The 19,880-nt window shown below is 33.1% G+C and carries 19 protein-coding genes; 14 read left to right on the top strand and 5 right to left on the bottom strand.

The features are described from left to right. The first annotated feature begins 274 nt into the window (after positions 1-274). The 7 genes from FWJ34_RS02420 to FWJ34_RS02390 all read left to right on the top strand — a co-directional run bounded on the left by FWJ34_RS02420 (position 275) and on the right by FWJ34_RS02390 (position 8,712). Complete coding sequence (locus tag FWJ34_RS02420; protein WP_308253735.1) at positions 275-1,513, top strand: sulfotransferase; 1,239 nt, start codon at positions 275-277, stop codon at positions 1,511-1,513. Positions 1,514-1,584: 71 nt separating this feature from the next. Next, on the top strand, positions 1,585-2,325 hold the full coding sequence (locus FWJ34_RS02415) for an ABC transporter permease (RefSeq protein ID WP_308253734.1): 741 nt from the start codon (positions 1,585-1,587) through the stop codon (positions 2,323-2,325). Further along, positions 2,322-3,686 carry an ABC transporter ATP-binding protein gene (locus tag FWJ34_RS02410; protein ID WP_308253733.1) on the top strand — a complete coding sequence of 455 codons (1,365 nt, stop codon included), beginning with the start codon at positions 2,322-2,324 and terminating at the stop codon, positions 3,684-3,686. Before FWJ34_RS02415 ends, FWJ34_RS02410 begins: the two co-directional genes overlap by 4 nt. 88 nt (positions 3,687-3,774) lie before the next feature. Next, the gene (locus FWJ34_RS02405; RefSeq protein WP_308253732.1) at positions 3,775-4,650 is read left to right on the top strand and encodes a class I SAM-dependent methyltransferase; all 876 of its coding nucleotides are present in this window, start codon (positions 3,775-3,777) and stop codon (positions 4,648-4,650) included. Between the two features lie 41 nt (positions 4,651-4,691). After that, positions 4,692-5,543, top strand: a complete 852-nt coding sequence (locus FWJ34_RS02400) for a phytanoyl-CoA dioxygenase family protein (protein WP_308253731.1) — start codon at positions 4,692-4,694, stop codon at positions 5,541-5,543. A gap of 45 nt (positions 5,544-5,588) precedes the next feature. Next, the gene (gene asnB, locus FWJ34_RS02395) at positions 5,589-7,427 is read left to right on the top strand and encodes an asparagine synthase (glutamine-hydrolyzing) (protein ID WP_308253730.1); all 1,839 of its coding nucleotides are present in this window, start codon (positions 5,589-5,591) and stop codon (positions 7,425-7,427) included. Beyond that, on the top strand, positions 7,402-8,712 hold the full coding sequence (locus FWJ34_RS02390) for a glycosyltransferase family 4 protein (protein WP_308253729.1): 1,311 nt from the start codon (positions 7,402-7,404) through the stop codon (positions 8,710-8,712). Before asnB ends, FWJ34_RS02390 begins: the two co-directional genes overlap by 26 nt. 66 nt (positions 8,713-8,778) lie before the next feature. Here the strand turns inward: FWJ34_RS02390 and FWJ34_RS02385 are convergent, their stop codons facing one another. Beyond that, a complete protein-coding gene (locus FWJ34_RS02385) occupies positions 8,779-9,624 on the bottom strand; it encodes a hypothetical protein (protein ID WP_308253728.1) in 846 nt (281 codons plus the stop codon). Between the two features lie 264 nt (positions 9,625-9,888). Between FWJ34_RS02385 and FWJ34_RS02380 the strand changes: the two genes are divergently transcribed. The 4 genes from FWJ34_RS02380 (at position 9,889) to truB (ending at position 13,653) form a co-directional block, all read left to right on the top strand. Then, complete coding sequence (locus FWJ34_RS02380) at positions 9,889-11,043, top strand: glycosyltransferase family 4 protein (protein WP_308253727.1); 1,155 nt, start codon at positions 9,889-9,891, stop codon at positions 11,041-11,043. Next, positions 11,021-11,221 carry a hypothetical protein gene (locus tag FWJ34_RS02375; RefSeq protein ID WP_308253726.1) on the top strand — a complete coding sequence of 67 codons (201 nt, stop codon included), beginning with the start codon at positions 11,021-11,023 and terminating at the stop codon, positions 11,219-11,221. Before FWJ34_RS02380 ends, FWJ34_RS02375 begins: the two co-directional genes overlap by 23 nt. A gap of 318 nt (positions 11,222-11,539) precedes the next feature. Beyond that, complete coding sequence (gene bchI, locus FWJ34_RS02370; protein ID WP_308253725.1) at positions 11,540-12,607, top strand: magnesium chelatase ATPase subunit I; 1,068 nt, start codon at positions 11,540-11,542, stop codon at positions 12,605-12,607. Between the two features lie 161 nt (positions 12,608-12,768). Next, a complete protein-coding gene (gene truB / locus FWJ34_RS02365) occupies positions 12,769-13,653 on the top strand; it encodes a tRNA pseudouridine(55) synthase TruB (protein ID WP_308253724.1) in 885 nt (294 codons plus the stop codon). Here the strand turns inward: truB and nth are convergent. Together nth and FWJ34_RS02355 are read right to left on the bottom strand one after the other, a co-directional pair. Beyond that, complete coding sequence (gene nth / locus FWJ34_RS02360; protein ID WP_308253723.1) at positions 13,643-14,308, bottom strand: endonuclease III; 666 nt, start codon at positions 14,306-14,308, stop codon at positions 13,643-13,645. The two genes, truB and nth, sit on opposite strands and share 11 nt — an antisense overlap. A 113-nt stretch (positions 14,309-14,421) precedes the next feature. Beyond that, positions 14,422-14,760 carry a P-II family nitrogen regulator gene (locus FWJ34_RS02355; RefSeq protein ID WP_308253722.1) on the bottom strand — a complete coding sequence of 113 codons (339 nt, stop codon included), beginning with the start codon at positions 14,758-14,760 and terminating at the stop codon, positions 14,422-14,424. 384 nt (positions 14,761-15,144) lie between these two features. On the opposite strand from FWJ34_RS02355, the gene FWJ34_RS02350 reads away from it, so the two are divergent. Then, entirely contained in the window at positions 15,145-15,777 is a 633-nt protein-coding gene (locus FWJ34_RS02350; protein WP_308253721.1) for a nitroreductase family protein, read from the top strand. Between the two features lie 85 nt (positions 15,778-15,862). Then, the gene (locus FWJ34_RS02345) at positions 15,863-16,321 is read left to right on the top strand and encodes a phosphate-starvation-inducible PsiE family protein (RefSeq protein WP_308253720.1); all 459 of its coding nucleotides are present in this window, start codon (positions 15,863-15,865) and stop codon (positions 16,319-16,321) included. 15 nt (positions 16,322-16,336) lie between these two features. On the opposite strand, the gene rfbB is transcribed toward FWJ34_RS02345, so the two are convergent. Beyond that, positions 16,337-17,407: a dTDP-glucose 4,6-dehydratase gene (rfbB, locus tag FWJ34_RS02340; protein WP_308253719.1), complete on the bottom strand. Its 1,071-nt coding sequence runs from the start codon at positions 17,405-17,407 to the stop codon at positions 16,337-16,339. 8 nt (positions 17,408-17,415) lie between these two features. Next, entirely contained in the window at positions 17,416-17,883 is a 468-nt protein-coding gene (locus tag FWJ34_RS02335) for a YbjN domain-containing protein (RefSeq protein WP_308253741.1), read from the bottom strand. Between the two features lie 143 nt (positions 17,884-18,026). Here FWJ34_RS02335 and FWJ34_RS02330 point away from each other — a divergent pair, with 143 nt between their 5' ends. Then, on the top strand, positions 18,027-19,781 hold the full coding sequence (locus FWJ34_RS02330) for a protein kinase domain-containing protein (RefSeq protein ID WP_308253718.1): 1,755 nt from the start codon (positions 18,027-18,029) through the stop codon (positions 19,779-19,781). Positions 19,782-19,880 lie beyond the last annotated feature (99 nt).

Genomic DNA, 19,880 nt, shown 5'->3' with positions numbered 1-19,880 from the left:
ATTGCAATTGATGACAAGCACTATTTCTCATTAAATTATCATCTATTTAGCAAGGGCATAAATTGCTCTTTTTTATGTTACATTTTTAATGTATTATTTTAGTTTTTTTTTACTACAGAATCTAAATTTAATCAGTTTAAAAACTCAAGTTGTCACCTTAACCAGTATCCCCTTTCTAAGAGAGCCAAAATAGTAATCCAACTTTGTTGCTCAGGACTTGGATATCTTAAAATCAAGTTTTCAAATAATCTTTTCCCCCACTTAGAATTTAACTATGTCAAACTTGTTAGCAAAGATAATCGCTTATTATAAAAATACCGTGAAGATTAAGTCTGAGAATAAGACTGTTCAGACGCGAGTAGAGCAATCGTATGTTTGTAAATCAGAATCACAAAAGAAAATATACGATTTGATAAATGCTATTAAATTTAATCCCAGGGATTCCAAAAATTATTGGAATTTGAAATTTTCAATCCTAAGTCTACATTGGGTGTCAGAAAAAATTGATCCCGATCTGTTAGAGCAAGGGGTCAGTATTTTACTTCAGGTGATTGAAAATCACCCAGATTTCTATTTTTCTCATGTGGTTTTAGGTATTTTATTAACTGAGCAAAATAAAAGACAAGAAGCGATAGATTGCTTCCAGACTGCCAGCTATAAACAAACATTTTTGTCCCATCCTCAACTGGTTGAAAGTTGTTGGAGCATTAATCAAAAACGTCCGCCAGACTTTATAATAACTGGTTTTATGAAATGTGGCACTAGTTCACTTTATTCCTATCTAGTTAAAGATCCTCACATTCTGTCTGCTGTTGACAAAGAACTTTGGTTCTTCACGCCACAATTTTTTGATCATGGTCTTGATTTCTATCTGGCACATTTTCCTGCTATTTCTGAAAAAACAAACTATCTCACTGGTGAAGCTACTCCTTGTTATATTAATTTTACTGATATAGCTAAGAAGGTATTTAATTTTTTCCCAAATATAAAATTAATAATTCTATTAAGAAACCCCATAGAACGTGCAATTTCTAGCTATCATCACGAACATAAATATCAAAAATTAGAATTAATTAATGATGAACTAAAATTAATGATTCCGACAGCAATAGAGACAATCAAAAACCGGATAGTAGATAACCCGTTAGATTTGTTATTTCCACTTGAAGCATCAACTTCAATCGATGGTTATATGTATAATCCTTGTTTGTCACTACATCATCTTTTTTTTGGTCTATATGTCTTTTACCTTAAAGAATGGTTATCTGTTTTTCCTAGAGATCAGTTTCTCATCCTTAAGAGTGAAGATTTATTCAGCAATCCGCCAGCTACAATGAAACAAGTTTACGACTTCTTGGGTTTACCTCATCATCAACTTAGTTTTTATAGAAATAGCAACGTTGGTTCTTACTCGCCTATTTCTGATAATTTACGCTCCCAGCTTAAAGAATTTTATCGTCCTTATAATCAGCAGCTAGAAGAATATTTAGGCATGAAATTTAACTGGGAGTGAGATTAATGAAATATATTAGCAATAATAAAAAAAATAGCCTTTTTATGAATTTTTATAAGTACAGGCGGTATATGTTTTACAACGCTTGGTACGAATTGCGTTATCGCTATGCTGGTACAGGAATTGGCATATTTTGGAATGTGATTAGTCCCCTATTAGAAATTATCATTTACACTGTTGTTTTTTCACTTTTGATTCCTAACAAAATGGAGGGTAATTATTATCCGTTATATCTTGTGATTGCTTTATTACCATGGCGGGGTTTTACTGAAACTATTGTGCAGGGCAGTGATGCTTTTTCAAAAAATGCGATCTATTTAAGACGTTTAGCCATACCTTCAGAAATTTTTGTCGGTAAAGTTACATTAGCTTCATTATTTCTTGTCTATATTTATTTGGGCTTGATAATACTGATCACTCCTCTATTTGGGAAAGGATTAGGCTGGAATATTTTGCTTTTACCCGTTATAGGGCTACTTTTTCAAGGATTGTCTTTTGGTATGAGTTTAGCTTTAGCAAATTTGCAAATCCTCTTTCCTGACATTAAACAAATTTTACAATTTATTATCCCTCTATGGTCTTGGACAATGCCTATTTATTATCCATCCTCAATCATTCCCGATCGCTTCTTGCCTTGGCTGTATGCTAATCCTCCTTATGCTTTCCTTAAATCATTTCGTGATTTAGTTTTGGAAGATAAAATTCCAGAGCTAAATATTTGGTTGATAATTATAGGCTGGATTGCTTTTTTTGTATGGTTTGGGGCCACCATAAATGAAAAACTCCAGAGTGAGGTTAGAGATAAAATATGAATGATGACATTATTTTGCGCGTAGAAAACCTAGGCAAATGTTTTAAGATTTATGACAATCCTTGGCATAGGGCTAGAGAATGGCTGAGTGTTAGGCAGCGTAGCTATCATCAACCTTATTGGTCAATTAAAGATATTTCCTTTGAAGTGCATCGAGGTGATTTTATTGGTATTATTGGCGAAAATGGTGCAGGTAAAAGTACACTCCTTAAAGTTATTACAGGAGTATTGCAACCAACGGAAGGAAAATATGAATTAAATGGTAAAGTTCTTTCACTATTGGAATTAGGCACTGATTTCAACCCAGAACTTAGTGGTAGAGCCAATGCTATTTATAGTAGTGAATTATTAGGCTTTCCAGAGGGTTATGTTCAGGAACGATTGGAACAAATTGCTCAATTTTCTGAGTTAGGAGAATTTTTCGATCGACCGATAAAATTATATTCTTCAGGAATGAAAATAAGACTAGCTTTCTCCCTCTTCGCTTTCTTGGAGAGCGATATCTTAATATTAGATGAGGTTTTAGCCGTCGGCGATATTTTTTTCAAACAGAAATGTTATAAGCTTCTCGAAGAGCTTATTGCTAAAAAAACAACGATTATTTTAGTTACCCACGAGTTAGGTGCTGTGCAGCAATATTGTCAAGAAGTATTGTTATTACATCAGGGTAAAAAAATCTATCAAGGTCCTCCCAAAGAAGGTATTTGGCAGTTTCATCAGCTTAAGCATGGGTTTATTCAGAACAAGTACATGGACATAGAAACAGATATTTCCAGTCAAAAATCATCTCTACTATCATCAGATACTTCAGATGATTTCTCTTGGCCAAGTGATGAAGTTTTCATTCCTGTTGATTTTCCCGATGCTAATTATGCCCAACTAACCCGCTATGCTATTTGTAATTCTAAAGGTGAGCCCACCTTAAATTTTTTGCAAGGCGAAGAATCCTATATATATTGCGAATTTCAGATTAAGCAAAATATAGCTGTGCCAATTGTCGGTCTAATTATAACAAATAAATACAATGTAATAATTCATAGCAAAATTTCATTTCAGCATAAAGTTAATGTTCCTAGTCGAGTTAATCAAGGCGATCGCTTGCGCTTCTGTCGCAATATTACTTTAAGTGTAGAGCCAAACGATTATGTTTTTAATATTTCATTTGGTAATATGCACAGTGATCATTATGCCTCCTTAGACTTAGTTTCAAAAGATGAATTTATTAGTCACTTACAGGTCTGTGATATTTATGATAAGCTAGGGGCATTTAAAGTTCTTCCTCGTTACAGTTGTGATGAATATTCGCATTTTGGAATTTGTAATTTACTTGGTAATTGTCAAATGAGCGTTACTTCTTCTTAGTCCTCCGAAAAATGAATCTCTATAGACTCCTGTATAGTGAATTATGATCCTGATTTATTACTTAAATACTTAATTTACCAAACACATTATGCCTTTACTTAAACAAATCTTTTCAAGCATAAATAAAAGAATTGAAAAATTTTTATATTCTTCAACAACAGCTATTTCTACTGTTGAAACGGAGGATAAATCTACTGATCAATCTTTACAAAGCTATGATAAGTTAATTTTTGATCCACTAATTCGTAAGTATTTTGATAGTGAATTCTATAACGTTGGATATTGGGAGAAACACATACATACACAGAATCTTGCTTGCCATAATCTAGTGGACAAATTATTCTCATTTGTTATCAAAAAACCAAGCACTATTTTAGATGTTGCCTGCGGTTTAGGAGCAACTACCCAAAAAGCAAAAAATAGGTGGATAGAAGCACAAGTAATTGGTATAAATTTCTCTGAAAAGCAAATTCAGCGTTGTCGCCAGAATGCTCCTTTATGTTCTTTCAAAGTAATGGATGCGACAGAACTAGCCTTTCCAGATTCACAATTTGATTTGTTAATGAGCATCGAAGCCGTTTTTCATTTTAACAGTCGTCAAGATTTTATCTTAGAAGCTTCTCGCATTTTGAAACCTAATGGGAATCTTATACTTACTGATATGATATTTAATCCCACTAATTTATCAGAATCATGGTTAGTCCCACAATGTAATCAGATAGACAACATCAGAGATTATGAAATACTCCTTACTGAAGCAGGGTTTGAAAATAGATATTTAGAGGATGCCACAGATTTGTGCTGGAAAAGTTTTTGCAATAATTTAGAGACATGGGTTGATGCAGAATATTCCCTCGGTAAGGTAGAATATCAAGAATGGCAAAAATGGAAAGATTCCTTACCTACCTTGATTAATGATGTCAGACACTATATGATAGTTCATGCGACTAAAGTTTCTAATTGATAATGTCTCTGAACTAAATTCTTTGAGCCTGAAATAATACTATGCGACAAGTATTTCAAGACGATAATTTACAGAAAAGCTTTTTGAAAAAAGGCTATGCACAAGTTCCTATGTTGTCTTCGAAGCAAGTTATGTATCTTCTACAGGAAATAGGTAAATTGCGTCCAGACGACAACTTTGCTCCGAAAAACTCTTACCATTGTTCATTTCTAGATCCAAATCTTGAATATAAATGCCAAACTTACAATCTAATTAAAGGGGTATTTACTCCTTTTGTAAATGAATACCTTGTAGGATACGAAATTCTTAACTGTAATTTTTATGTTAAACCACCTCATACAGGAGAGTTTCAAATTCATCAAAACTGGCCAGCGATCGCTGATATTAGTGACACTACAGTGACTATTTGGTGTCCACTAGTGGATGTTATTGAGTCTAACGGCGCTATTCAGATTGTTGAGGGCAGTCACAAAATTCTGCCCCATATTGAAGCACCAAATAGTCCCCCCTATTTTGCCAACTTCCAAAAAGCTCTTATTGAGAAATATCTCAAACCATTCCCAATGAAAGCCGGAGAAGCAATCATTTTTGATGATGCACTCATTCACTGGTCTCGAAAAAATGACTCTGATCAGTCTCGCATTGCGATTCAAATACTCTGTATTCCAAGTGATGCTACCCCAACCTTCTTTTTTAAAGAAAATGACGAAAGATTTGAGTTGATTCATGCGGACAGTGAATTTTTTCTCACCACTCATGTCAGTGAATTATATGGTAGTCGCAAACCTGAATGGAAAAGTGAAGGTTTTGTCGAAAATCAAAATCGTATGATTACAGAAGAAGAGTTTGCGGAACTTCTCAAGAATGGTGATGAAATTAGAAGTAAAATCTAGTTTTGATATGGTCAATATTTATTTTGAGAGAAAATAATCAGCCTTATGTGTGGTATCACTGGCATTCTTCAATTCCAAGAAAAAGCTAATCGCCAAGACATTCAATTAATGACAAATTCTCTTAGTCATCGTGGACCAGATGGCGATGGGATCTGGATCAATGGACAAGTGGCTATTGGTCATCGGCGATTAGTTATTATTGATTTAGAGACAGGACAGCAACCCCTTTGCAATAAAGATGAAACTATATGGATAACATTTAATGGAGAAATTTATAACTATCGAGAACTAAGACAGCAATTAATTAGTAAAGGTCATAGATTTAAAACCAACTCTGATACAGAAGTAATTGTACATGGTTATGAAGAATGGGGAGATTCTTGTGTCCAAAAATTTCGCGGAATGTTTGCTTTTGGCATTGTTGACTTGAATCGTCAAAAGGTTTTTATTGCTCGTGATCAGTTAGGAATTAAGCCTTTATACTATATTTTTACCGATACTTTTTTTGCCTTCGCTTCAGAAATTCAAGCTTTACGTCAACTTTCAATTAACTTAGATATAGATTTACAAGCAATTGATCAATATCTTTGGTTAAAGTATATTCCTGCTCCAAAAACCATTTTCCAACAGATAAAAAAGTTACTTCCTGCTCATTATATTAGTGTCACCTTTGGCGGTACTATTTTTGAAAGCAAACAATATTGGCATTTGAATTTCAAGCCTAATAAAACTAAAAACGAAGCACATTGGTTAGAAGAATTTGACTTTGTTTTCAAGGAATCAGTCAAAACCCATTTGGTATCTGATGTTTCCTTCGGAGCATTTCTCTCAGGGGGTGTTGATTCAAGCGCAATAGTTGCCTATATGAGTCAATTGCTCGAAGAACCAGTTAAAACTTTCAGTATTGGTTTTGATGAAGCTGACTTTAATGAACCCGGATATGCAGAAATTGCAGCCAAGAGATGGAAAACAGATCACCATACAGAAACTGTTAAACTAGAGTCCATAGAGAATCTTTTACCTAAGTTAGTTAAACATTATGGCGAACCCTTTGGAGATAGTTCAGCAATCCCAACCTATTACCTCAGTAAAATGGCACGCGAACAAGTGACAATGGTGTTATCTGGTGATGGGGGCGATGAATTGTTTGCTGGCTATAATAATTATCTTGATTGGATGTATTGGTTACATAAATATCAAGAAGAAAAGCCTAGATGGGAAAGAATAACCGATCCTTTTAGTCGTTTTTGGAAACGAGATCACTGTCCGTATCGTATTCCTGATTTACAAACTTGGTTTAGGCATATCACTCAAATATCCTCTGGCGATCGCCTTGAATTATGGAGGAGGGAATATGATTCTATAGTTAATCAACCGATAAATATTTTTGAAGAAGAATACAAGAAAGTTAGTAATTATAATTGGAATCAAAAAGCTCAATATTTAGACATCAAAACCTATATGCCTTCTTGTATTTTGACAAAAGTAGATATAGCGAGTATGATGAATGGACTAGAAGTAAGAACACCAATTGTTGATACCAAGGTATTTGAATTTGCGGTAAGTATTCCTGAGTCCTTTAACATTGGCAGAAACTATCAAGGAATTTGGGAAGGAAAGCTACTTTTTAAAAAATTACTGAGTCGTTATTATCCTCATGATTTTTTACATCGTCGGAAGATGGGATTTAGTCCTCCCATTGAAAAATGTTTGTCTGCTCAAGGCAATTATAGAAAAATATTGGAGGAGCGTTTCCTCGATTCTGGGTGTAAACTATATCAATACTTTCGCCCAGAAATAGTTCAAAAAATGATTAAACAAGAACAAACTAATTCCCTTTGGTTACTTCTTGTTTTAGATGAATGGCTTAATCAAAATATCTGATATTTATGAGGTAGTTATGGAAGAGACACGATCGCATTTAACGATTATTCTAGTAACAACTGAGTATGTTACTGAAGATTTTTTTGACGCTGGATTATCTAACTATGTTCATAGAGTTGGCTTAGGTTTGAAAGAGCTTGGACATAGACCGATTGTTTTTGTCCTTTCTCACGAAAATGAGGATGTATTTATCCATAAAGGCATTGAAGTGCATAGATTTAGAGTTTACACTGGGACGTATTTAAAAATATTTCAGACCAACAAGTATAATGATTGGCTATTTAGGTTTTGGAATTGGATAACTTTCGGGAAAATGTATCACTCTACCATACAGGTTTTAATGAGTTGGCAATTGAGAGAAAAACTCAAACAAATTGAACATCCCATATCTGTTGTTCAATATCCAAATTGTGCAGCACTTGGGTTGTTTCCTCTGAACAATATACCTAAAGTAACTCGTATTTCTGGATATTTACCTCAATGGAATGATGCCTATAAAGTAAAAAGAACACTAGATGTTTGGTTAATGGAAAAGCAAGAAGATTGGGCCAATAAACTATCAGATGCTCTATTTTGTCCTAGCGAACTCAATGCAAAAACAATAGAAAAAATTGTTAAAAAAGATGTTAAAGTTATCGAATCACCCTTTATGATTGAGACTGAAACACTAAATAATAGTATTTACGAAAAGAATTTGAAAGGTAAAGAGTATCTACTATTTTTTGGAACAATTGGATTAATGAAAGGATGTGGATTAATTGCAGAAATAATTTATTCCTTGTTGACTTTTAGGAAAAATTTATTCTTTGTTTTTGTCGGTAGGGATAAAGACTATCTGGGATTTCAGGGAAAAAGTATGATGGATAAAATCAGAGAAAATGCCGTAGAAAACAAGGAGAGAGTAATTCATTTTGATAGATTAACTCACGACTATCTTTATCCAATTGTTTCTAATGCTTATGCTGTGGTTTTACCATCTATAATAGATAATTTTCCAAATACCTGTATAGAAGCGATGGGACATAAGCGAATTGTTATTGGTACAAATAGCACAAGTTTTGAACAACTAATTGAACATGGAGTAAGTGGTTTTTTGTGCGAAAAAGATAACTCTCAAGATCTGCTAAGGATAATTAAAGAAGTGCTGAGTTTAACCGAAGAGAAAAGATTGGAAATAGGCAAAAAAGCATATCAGAGAACACAGCAATTACAACCAGAAAAAGTTATTAATCAACTTGTTGACTTTTATAGACAAACGATCAATGATTTTCATACAAAAAGATAGGTTTTGCTCTTTGCAAAAAACAAGTGGTGCAAGACAAATTAGCACTTATTTTCCGGGAAAAGATTATCATATCCAATAATATTGATACCGAGAATCGAAGGATTCAGTTATAAAACCACCAATGGTTATCCTGTTAGTATTCCCCTGAACTGCATCAATTTTATGCCATATGCTATTGGCAGCAAAGATAATTATCTCACCCTCTGATAACCTTATATGCATTTTATCAAGGTTGTCCAAAAAGTCATTACGTTGTTCAGCCATAAATAGTTCTGGACGGATATATTCTTGGGGTGTGTTGTGCCATTGTAAATCGTACAATGTAAGAGCTCCCCCGCTATTAGGCTTTTGCAACATTAGATAGTAACTTAACTCGGTCTCTAAACGACTGATGGAAGCAATTTTTTGATACAAAGGAAAGTACAGCTCGAATTCACGATGAATATGTGCATTTAAAGCTTGATGTTCGGGCTTACAAATTCTAATTGAAGCTGGACTAGCAGACTTATCAGTGTTTGAAAATCGAGCTTTCAAAATCATTTGTTTCCCAGCTAATTTAGAAAGCAGTCCTGTGACAAAGGAACAAAAATTGCCTTGAAAAACCGACTCAAAAAAATCTAATGAACGACATGATCTATCTAAATAGGCTTCTAGATTATTTTCCATCAATGAAGAACCAATTACTGAGCCAAAATCTGTTTCTGCGAATAGGTCAGTTCCCTTGATTTGTTCTGAAAATTTTTGAAACTGAGTCTGGAATGTTTTTAGTTCTTGTTGATTGAATATCCCTGAAATGATTACTCCATCAAGCCTTCCTTGCTGCATATCTTTCAAAAAATTTTCAAGGCGGGGAAACTGATCGAGAGAAAGTTCCAAAAAATTATATAAGCCTTTATTTATAAATTCAGCCATTGTCCTATAAAATAGTATTAAACTATAAAAATATTACAGATAATTATAGTACAATAAACTTTGTTTTTTTACAATCTTTGAAAGATGACTATTGCAAGTTACCATAAGCCCCCCCTCATTGCATTTGCCCACTATAGTAAAAAGGACGATATTGGTGGAGTTACAACTTGGTTGCAAAGATTATTATTACGTATGCATAGTGACAGTATCCCAATTGTAGTATTTTTAATACATAGTGGTTCAGATGTCGAGGAATCCTCTCTGTTGCCTATTTTAAGAGAAGCCGGAATATCTGTTGAAATTGCTATCCAATCACCTTATATAGAAGATGATATATCCAGTATGTTAGCTTTTATTAACCGTTATCAACCCCGAGTATTCTTGCCTCAATGTCTTGAGTCAACATATCATACAGCAGGTATTGCAGATTCCTACGGATTGCCTTGGTCAATGGCCATTCATTCTGACGATCCAGTTTACTGGGCATTTGCCGAAACAGTTGCACCAGAAGCCAATAATGGTTTGATGATAGGCGTATCAGATTACATAAGCAAAAAGGCTGTACAGAAAGAGTTAGCTCATCAACCTATAACCATTCCCTACGGAGTATCTATTTTTGAAAATACTGCTTCATTTTCTGATTCTCCATTTCGAGTTGTCTTTAGTGGGAGAGTTGTCGAAGAACAAAAAAGAATTTCTTTAGTTTTAGAGGTAATGTGTCAAGCTTGTCGCCTTGATCCACGGATTGAATGTTGGATAATTGGTGATGGCGATGAAATGACGATATCTCGTGATTTTATCAATGATCGTGGTTTAGCCGATCGCATTATTTTTTTAGGTAGAGTAGAATCATCTCAAGTTCCAGCCAAGCTGGCTCTATGTCAGGTGATATTATTAATGTCCGATTACGAAGGTTTACCAATTGCATTACTTGAGGCAATGGCGATAGGGGTTGTTCCTATCGTCCGCTCAATTTCCAGTGGTATTCCTGAACTGGTTAAACACAATGAATCTGGACTATTGGTAGATGATACGCCTGAACAAGCAGCCACAGCTATTGTTCACCTAGTCAATCATCCTGAAACTTGGTTAGAATATTCTAATGCTTCTAAATTATTAGTAGCTGAGAATTATAGTGAAGAAATTTGTTACCAACGTTGGCTGAATGTCATTTCTGAACTTAGCGATCGCTCTACAATTACTTATCCTATTAAAATTCCCAGAAAAATTTCCTTACCACCAATACTCCCAGACTTAGTAGGACGCACTCAGGGACGAAAACCGCATATATTTAGATTATTTATGGCAAATCTAAGACCAACTATAATAAGCACTTGCTTTGAGATTGGTAGGAAAGTTTTACCAAAATCATTTAGACATCGATTATGGATAAAATATGGCAAATTTTTTTCTAGTTAGTCATATCGGCGTAAAGCTAGAAGCTAGGGCGATCGCTAAGTTATTAAGGGATGAACATCCTGATTACAATTATCTTAAAAGTGTTTTTCAGCATCTGCGTACTAAGTTATATCAAGTTCGGATGATTACTTATAATAAAAATTTGCGAACTTCTTTGCGTCTTGGCGCCTTTGCGTGAAATTTTACTATAACTATTTAATCGAACCTGATATTAAATATTGAGCTAACTCATTCGGAAAAGAAATTGCCAAAAGTTCCCACTGAGCATGAGTTACAGAAATACTATCAAGCTGTTATGAAAATTATATTCTCACCAATGATTTAGGAATGCTATATTACGAAAATAAATGTATGCTTGTAACATTCTAAGAATAAAATCAGTAAATTAAATTTTCAGCTTAGTTGACGGGTTTTGAACAAACGAATATGATAAAAAGGTTATGCTTATAATGCACTGATTAAATTTAATTCTAAGTAAATCTTTTTATAAAAAATTATGACCGCAACTTTACAAGCCCCTCCTAAAAATCGTCGTGTCGTTTTTCCTTTTACCGCTATTGTCGGACAAGAACAAATGAAACTTGCTTTATTACTTAACGTCATTGATCCTAAAATTGGCGGAGTGATGATTATGGGCGATCGAGGTACGGGAAAATCTACAACTATTAGGGCTTTAGCGGACTTATTACCAGAGATTGACGTAGTAGCAGGTGATCCTTTTAACTCCTCTCCTATCGATGTCGAAATGATGGCTGATGATATTCGAGACAAAATTGATCGTCAAGAAGAATTAACAATTATTCAAAAAAAAGTGCCAATGGTTGATTTACCTTTAGGTGCAACGGAAGATCGAGTATGTGGTACGATAGACATTGAAAAAGCACTTTCTGAAGGAGTAAAAGCCTTTGAACCCGGATTACTAGCTAAAGCTAATCGTGGTATTCTCTATGTTGACGAAGTTAACTTACTTGATGATCACTTAGTTGATGTACTACTAGACTCCGCCGCTAGTGGGTGGAATACGGTAGAAAGAGAAGGAATTTCTATTCGTCACCCTGCCCGTTTTGTCTTGGTAGGTTCAGGCAATCCTGAAGAAGGTGAATTACGCCCTCAATTACTCGATCGTTTTGGAATGCACGCAGAGATACGCACAGTCAAAGAGCCTGATTTAAGAGTCCAAATAGTTGAACAAAGAGGAGAATTTGATCGTGATCCTCAAGGTTTCTTGACTCAATATGAATCACAACAACAAGAATTACAAAAAAAATTAGTACAAGCTCAAGAATTATTACCAAAAGTAACGATGGATTATGATATTCGAGTGAAAGTATCGGAAATTTGTTCAGAATTAGATATTGACGGTTTAAGAGGAGATATTGTTACTAATCGTGCCGCTAAAGCCTTAGCTGCCTTTGAATCTCGTACAGAAGTTACAGCAGATGATATTCGTCGTGTGATGCCTTTGTGTTTGCGTCATCGTTTAAGAAAAGATCCTTTAGAATCCATTGATTCGGGCTACAAAGTCGAAAAATCCATTAATCGTGTTTTTGGATTAACTGAATAAAAAATTAGCAATTAGCAATTAGCAATTAAAAATTAACAATTAGCACATCTTGTCTATTCCACAATTATTACTCATTCTTGATTCTTAACAAAGGGTTTAAACCCCTTGCTGATTCTTCATTCTTTATTCCTCATTCCTCATTCCTCATTTCCAATTAATCAATGGATGGTTTTCTAAACTTAAATAAACCCCAAAATTTCACTTCTCATGATTGTGTTGCTAAATTGAGAAAGATCTTAAAAACGAAAAAAATCGGTCATGGTGGTACTTTAGATCCTTTAGCTACCGGTGTTTTACCTATAGCCATTGGTAAAGCGACTAGATTATTACAATTTTTACCAACAGCGAAGGCTTATCAAGCTAAAATTAGATTTGGAATTGTTACCACTACTGATGATTTAGAAGGAGATATTATCAAAAAAACTTCAGCTTTTGATTTAACTTTAGAAAAAATTACTCCTTATTTAAAAGATTTTATCGGTAAAATTGAGCAGATTCCTCCCGCTTATAGTGCCATAAAACAAGGGGGGAAAAAATTATATGAATTAGCCAGAAAAGGACAAATAATAGATATACCAAAACGAGAAGTAGAAATAACTAAAATTGATATTTTACATTGGCACAGTGGCGAATTTCCAGAGTTAGATTTACAGGTGTTTTGTGGTAGTGGAACTTATATTAGATCTCTAGCTCGTGATTTGGGAGAAAAATTAGGAACAGGGGCGACTTTATCATCTTTAAATAGAACTCTTAGCTGTGGAATGGACATAGAAAATAGCTTAAATTTTGAGGAAATAATTAAACAACAAGAAGAGAATAAGTTATCCTTAATTAATCTTGATTATCCCCTACAGAATTTACCCATAATTAACCTCAATGAAGATGAGAGTCAACGATGGTGTCAAGGACAAAAAATAATGAGCAATGAAAAAAATAATGAGCAATTTTATCGTACTTATAATTATATTTCTGAATTTATCGGTATCAGTGAATTAAGAATAAATGAAGATGTAAAATTAATTAAACCAAAAGTAGTTATTCTTTAATTTTGTTTTGTTCTGTTTGAAAAAATGTGCATAAATGGGCTAACGAACATTGATGACATAAAGGTTTCCGAGCGTTACATATCGCCCTACCATGATAAATAATACTTATAGAAAAATTTTCCCACTCAGGTTGTGGTAATAACTTGATTAAATCTTGCTCAATTTGTACAGGATTCTGTTTTTTCGTCAATCCTAGACGGTTACTGAGTCTTTTAACGTGAGTATCCACCGTCACCCCTTCAATGATACCAAAAGCGTGAGCCAAGACCACATTAGCGGTTTTTCGGGCAACTCCAGCTAAAGTTAACAATTCTGTCATAGTTTGAGGTACATTACCGTTAAAATCATTAACTATTTTAATACAAGCATTTTGAATATTTTTGGCTTTGTTACGATAAAAACCTGTGGAATGAATTAATATCTCAATTTCTTTTCTATCAGCTTTTGCAAAACTTTGGGCATCAGGAAATCTTGAAAATAAAGCAGGAGTAACTTTGTTTACTCTTTCATCAGTACATTGAGCCGATAAAATTGTAGCGACTAAAAGTTGTAATGGGGTTTGATAATCAAGACTACAAGTAGCATCCGGATAAAGTTGTTTTAGGATAGTTAATATTTCAAAGGCTCTTTTTTTTTTACTGATTCTCAGATTCATTCAATGATTAATGGCGATAGCAGTTGATAAAAATAATACTCTTAAAATTGAGGGTAGAATCAGCAACAATTTTTGTGCCAAATCTACCCCACCGTACTAAAAATTGATTACAATTAAATAGCTTCTAAGTTTTTCTCACCCGTTCTAATACGGATAGTTTCTTCAATGGGAGAAATAAAGATTTTGCCGTCGCCGATTTCCCCAGTGCGGGATGCTTGGACAACTTTATCTACCACCATGTCAACTTGATTGTCTTCAACTACAATTTCAATTTTGAGCTTCTGTAAAAACTCAACAGTATATTCTGAACCACGATAACGCTCAGTTTGTCCTTTTTGACGACCAAAACCACGCACTTCAGAAACCGTCATACCGACTATTCCAGCGTTAACTAAAGCGATTTTAACTTCATCTAATTTAAAAGGACGAATAATAGCTTCTATCTTTTTCAAATTGATAACTCCTCTATTTTTATTATTTATCTATATAGCTTATACAATTTTCCTGTTATTTTCTAACACTGTTACTCAATCAATTTTTGTAAAAGTCATTACATTTTATTTGTAATATATATTTTTCCTAATAGAATTAATGATAGTTAGATCAATTTTCAGGAAATTGTACCTAAAAATTTTGATTAAATGTTGCACAAAAGTAATATGGTAAAGTTTCTATAGCAATCCTATGGGAGTTGTGAGATTTAAAGAGGTGTTAGCTATCAGATTTCAGTGGTCAGCTTTAAAGTATAGTAAGATTTACAGATTTATTTTTTAATCTTTAATTCTTCACCAATAATTTAGGATTGCTATATACAAAATAGAACAGAAAAAGGTAGAATGTCAATAATTTTAATCGGAGAATTATTCATGAATACCTTAGATGCTATCAAAGAAAGAAGATCTGTTAAACATTATGACCCCCATCATGAGATGACGACAGAAGAAATTAATACTTTATTGGAATATACTTTACTCTCTCCTACTTCTTTTAATATTCAAAATTGGCGTTTTGTCGTAGTAAAAGATCCAGCTGTTAAAGAAGAATTAAAAGCAGCTTCCTTTAATCAAGCTCAAGTTTCTGATGCTTCTATTGTCATCTTAGTTTGTGGTGATTTGAATGCTTGGGCAAAAGAGCCTCAAAGATACTGGAAAAATGCTCCTGAGCAAGTACAAGCCCAAATTGTGCCAATGATTGGCGGATTTTATCAAAATAATCCTCAATTACAGCGAGATGAAGCTATGCGATCGGCAGGTATTGCAGGACAAACTATTATGTTAACAGCAAAGGCTATGGGTTATGATACTTGTCCAATGATTGGTTTTGATAGCACAAAAGTAGCACAAATCATTAATTTGCCAGATGATTATGTACTTGGTTTTATGATTGTTGTCGGTAAAGCTCTTAAACCAGCTAGAGATAGGGCAGGGCAATTAGATATATCAGAAGTAGTATTTTTTGATCATTTTTAATTTTTAATTTTTCATTCCTGATTGTTCATTACCTATTACCTATTACTTATTACTTATTATTTATTACTTATTATTTATATAAAGTATGGCTAAATTTTGGTCTTGGTTTCAGGATTTTTTTAAAGACAGAAATTTTTTAAAATTAATTCATGTCACAGAAAATGTAGTTTCTAAAGTTCTTTCTCTTGCTCTTATAATTGTTATTCTTGTTTCTTTATATGATTTAGTCATCATCTTAATAACAGATTTATTTATAGAGCCCATCGGCTTTTTTAACAGAACCTTAATAGAACTTTTTGGCTTTTTTTTAAACATATTAATAGCCCTTGAATTATTAGAAAATATAACAGTTTATCTAAGAAAACATATTGTTCAATTAGAATTAGTTTTAACCACCGCTTTGATTGCCGTTGCCAGAAAAATTATAATTTTTGATCCTAGTAAATACGATAAATTTGACTTAATTGCTCTTGGATTTGCTATTCTTTGTCTGGCTATCAGTTATGCTTTAATTCGCTATAGTCATCTTGACAAAAAATTTTAATAATTCCTTTTTATTTTATTTAAAAGTTCCATAAACCTGTTGATAATATTTTTGATAATCAGTGGATAAAAGCGGTTGCCACCATTGTTGATTATTGATATACCATTGTAAAGTACTTCTTAAACCTGATTCTAAGGTTGCTTTAGGTTTCCAACCTAATTCTTTTTGTAACTTACTACTATCAATGGCATAACGGCGATCGTGTCCTGCTCTATCTTTCACATAAGTTATTAATTGATTAGCAGGTTTTACGGGTAAATTCGGAGCAATCTCATCCATAATTTGACAGATTAACTCCACCAAATCAATATTTTTTACTTCGTTATTACCACCAATATTATAGGTTTCTCCCTCTTTTCCTTTATTTAAGACTACATCTAATGCACTACAATGATCTTTAACGTATAACCAATCACGGATATTTTGCCCATCACCATAGACAGGTAAAGATTTACCTAATAAAATGTTAATACACATTAAAGGAATAAGTTTTTCAGGAAAATGATAAGCACCATAATTATTGGAGCAATTGGTGATTATTGTCGGTAAATTATAGGTATGATAATAAGCTCGTACTAAGTGATCACTTCCGGCTTTTGAAGCAGAATAAGGGCTATTAGGGGCATAGGGTGTATTTTCCTTAAAAGCTGATTCATGGGCTTTTAAACTACCATAAACTTCATCAGTAGAGACGTGAAGAAAACGATATGCTGAGGGTTGATTTTGTTTTTGCCAATAATGACGGAAACTCTCTAGTAAAGTAAAAGTGCCGATAATATTAGTTTGAATAAAGGTAGAAGGAGTTAAAATTGAACGATCAACATGAGATTCTGCCGCAAAATGGGCGATAGTCGTGATTTTTTCTGCTTCCAATAAATTATCAACTAATGGGCGATCGCAAATATCACCGTGAATAAAGAAAAAATTGGGGCTATTTTCAAGGTTAATTAAATTTTGACGATTTCCCGCATAAGTTAGGGCATCCAAGACAATAATTTTATCTTGAGGATGTTTTTCGTGCCAATAATTAACAAAATTAGAGCCGATAAACCCAGCACCGCCCGTAACTAAAAGATGTTTGTGCATATTGAAGATTATAAATATTCTGCCTGTAATGGTTCATCATATTCATCAGCAATAGTAGCCACTAAAGTTATAGCACGGGAAATTTCTGCCGGAGAAAGATCATCTACAGTGCGTTGAGTAGAAACTACAATTTGATCATTAAATAGGGAGAAACAAGTTTCAAAAGTACCACTCCAATTCAATTCCATTAACTTACGGAATAATTGAAGCTCATTTTTAGCAGGTAAAGATAAAACCTTCGCCCATACCGTGAATAAATCTTCATCAGTTTCACCCGTTAACTGTACAAAAACCTCTATCGTACCATATTGAAACTTCCAAATATAACCATCTTCTGTGGCTTGTACCATAGCACTATCATTTTCTTCTAAGCTATAGATAACAGTTTCAATTTGATCCTTATAAGTATTTTGGGGTAAATTTAAACTATCAAAATCTGTTTGTAAATCTTCAGAGGTTAATTCAGGAGTAGCCATAATAATCATTAATTTTTGATGTTATCAATACAATCATATACTAAATGTCACTGAAATAATTTCCGAATTTTCACGGATATAGGCTTACTTATAGTAATGATATGATCTAGCAAATTATTATCATTTATATAAAGATAAAGATTGTGAAAAATTCTCACTATAGATCATTAAACTTAGTGGGTGAAGGGCAATTTGGAAAAGTATATACTGCCATTCATCGTCAAACGGGGGAATTAGTTGCCCTAAAAGAATTTAATCCAGAGAAATTCTCCACCAAAAAATTTTTACGAGAAATGCGCATTCTTTTGAGTTTAGAACATCCTAACATAGTTTGTTGTCAAGGAATTGAACACAATTCTCGTGGAAGACATTTAGTAATAGAATACTGTGAAGGTGGCACTTTAAGAGACTTATTAGAAACTGAAGTAAATCTTACTATTGAGCAAAAGTTAAAATTGATTACCGATATTTTAGACGGGTTAAATTATGCCCATACCCAAGGCATTATTCATCGAGATTTAAAGCCCGAAAATATCTTATTATCTGTAATTCCTCAAGGTTGGAGAGCGAAAATATCCGATTTTGGTGTGGCTAAAATTGAATTAGAAGATAAAGAACTTAATATAAGTACAATGGGTGACACTGGCTCACCAGCTTATATGGCACCAGAACAATTTTATGGTAAATACTCTTATAGTTCAGATATTTATAGTATGGGGATTATGTTATATGAATTACTCATTGGTAATCGCCCTTTTAGCGGTAGTCCTCATGAAATTATGGTAGGACATCTTAATCATACTCCTCAATTTCCTGAAAATTTACCATCCTCTTTAGAATTAATTTTAAAAAAAGCGTTGCAAAAATTACCGCAACATCGTTTTCGTACAGCCCAAGAAATGAAAACAACAATTCTTAACGCCACCTTAGAATTACAGAGTCAAAATTTATCTTTATATGATCAAATACCTCAAAAAATTATTAGTTTCGATTTAGTTTATCAAGAATTTCTAGAAGAATATATTAATTTTTTAACCGTTAAAGATAACTTTATTTACCAGAGCAACTCACAAACCTTAATGATCGAAAATTATCAAGAAGATAATCATGATAAAATTAGTTTAAAATCTATTGTTAAACATCAATTAAATAATAAACTTATTGATATACAAACTATTGACTCAGGCTGTATCGTTAATACTCGTAATTTATCAGATTATAATAAATATTCTTTATTGTATTGTAATGTCTTTAATGGTGATCTCAAAATTTTAATCAATATTGAAAGTGAATATTTAACCTATGGAGTAGCTCATAATAATAATTGGTTTGCCATTAGTAAACGGTGGAAAGATGAACAAAGTTTTCAAGTCATTAAAACCAAAACATTAATTCCTATTACACCTTTAATTAAAGACTTTTTTCCTCAACAAATTATTGCTATTGATTCTCGTCATGGTTTAGTTATTTACCATCAAAGAGAAATAAATAAAAACCAGACATTTTTTCGTTTTTTTAATCGTCGTGGTAGTTGGCAAGATAGTTATAACGTCTCTTTATCTTTAGATAAGATAGTCCATCATCAAGGGCAATTAAAAACATTTTTAACCAAAGAAAAACAGACAGATAATTTAGTTTTCATTAAATTTGAGCCTTTTGCCGTTCATCGTATTCCCCTAGGTTTTAAGGCTAGTTTTTGGCTACCTAGTCCCTGGGGTTTTCTCTGTGCTAATTTATCAGGTAATATTGCTTTATTAGACTTTAATGGTAATTATTTAGGAGAAACAAATATCAAAAAAACTATCAAAGCGATCGCCCCTTTAAATAAAGATAAAATAATTGTAATTACTCAAGAGAATAATCAACAAAAAAAAGAAATTTATCAAATAAAAATCTAAAGAAAGAAAAAATTAAACAATATTACCTTGACAATTACCCAAGATGATTTGTTATAATAATAAAGGCAGTCAAAAATGAGATCAAATTGATTTTTTAAG

Origin of the sequence: Geminocystis sp. GBBB08 (genome assembly GCF_016743215.1) — a bacterium.
GTDB lineage: Bacteria > Cyanobacteriota > Cyanobacteriia > Cyanobacteriales > Cyanobacteriaceae > Geminocystis.
Note: the sequence above shows the minus strand (reverse complement) of the source record. Positions and strands in the feature narration are given on the sequence as shown.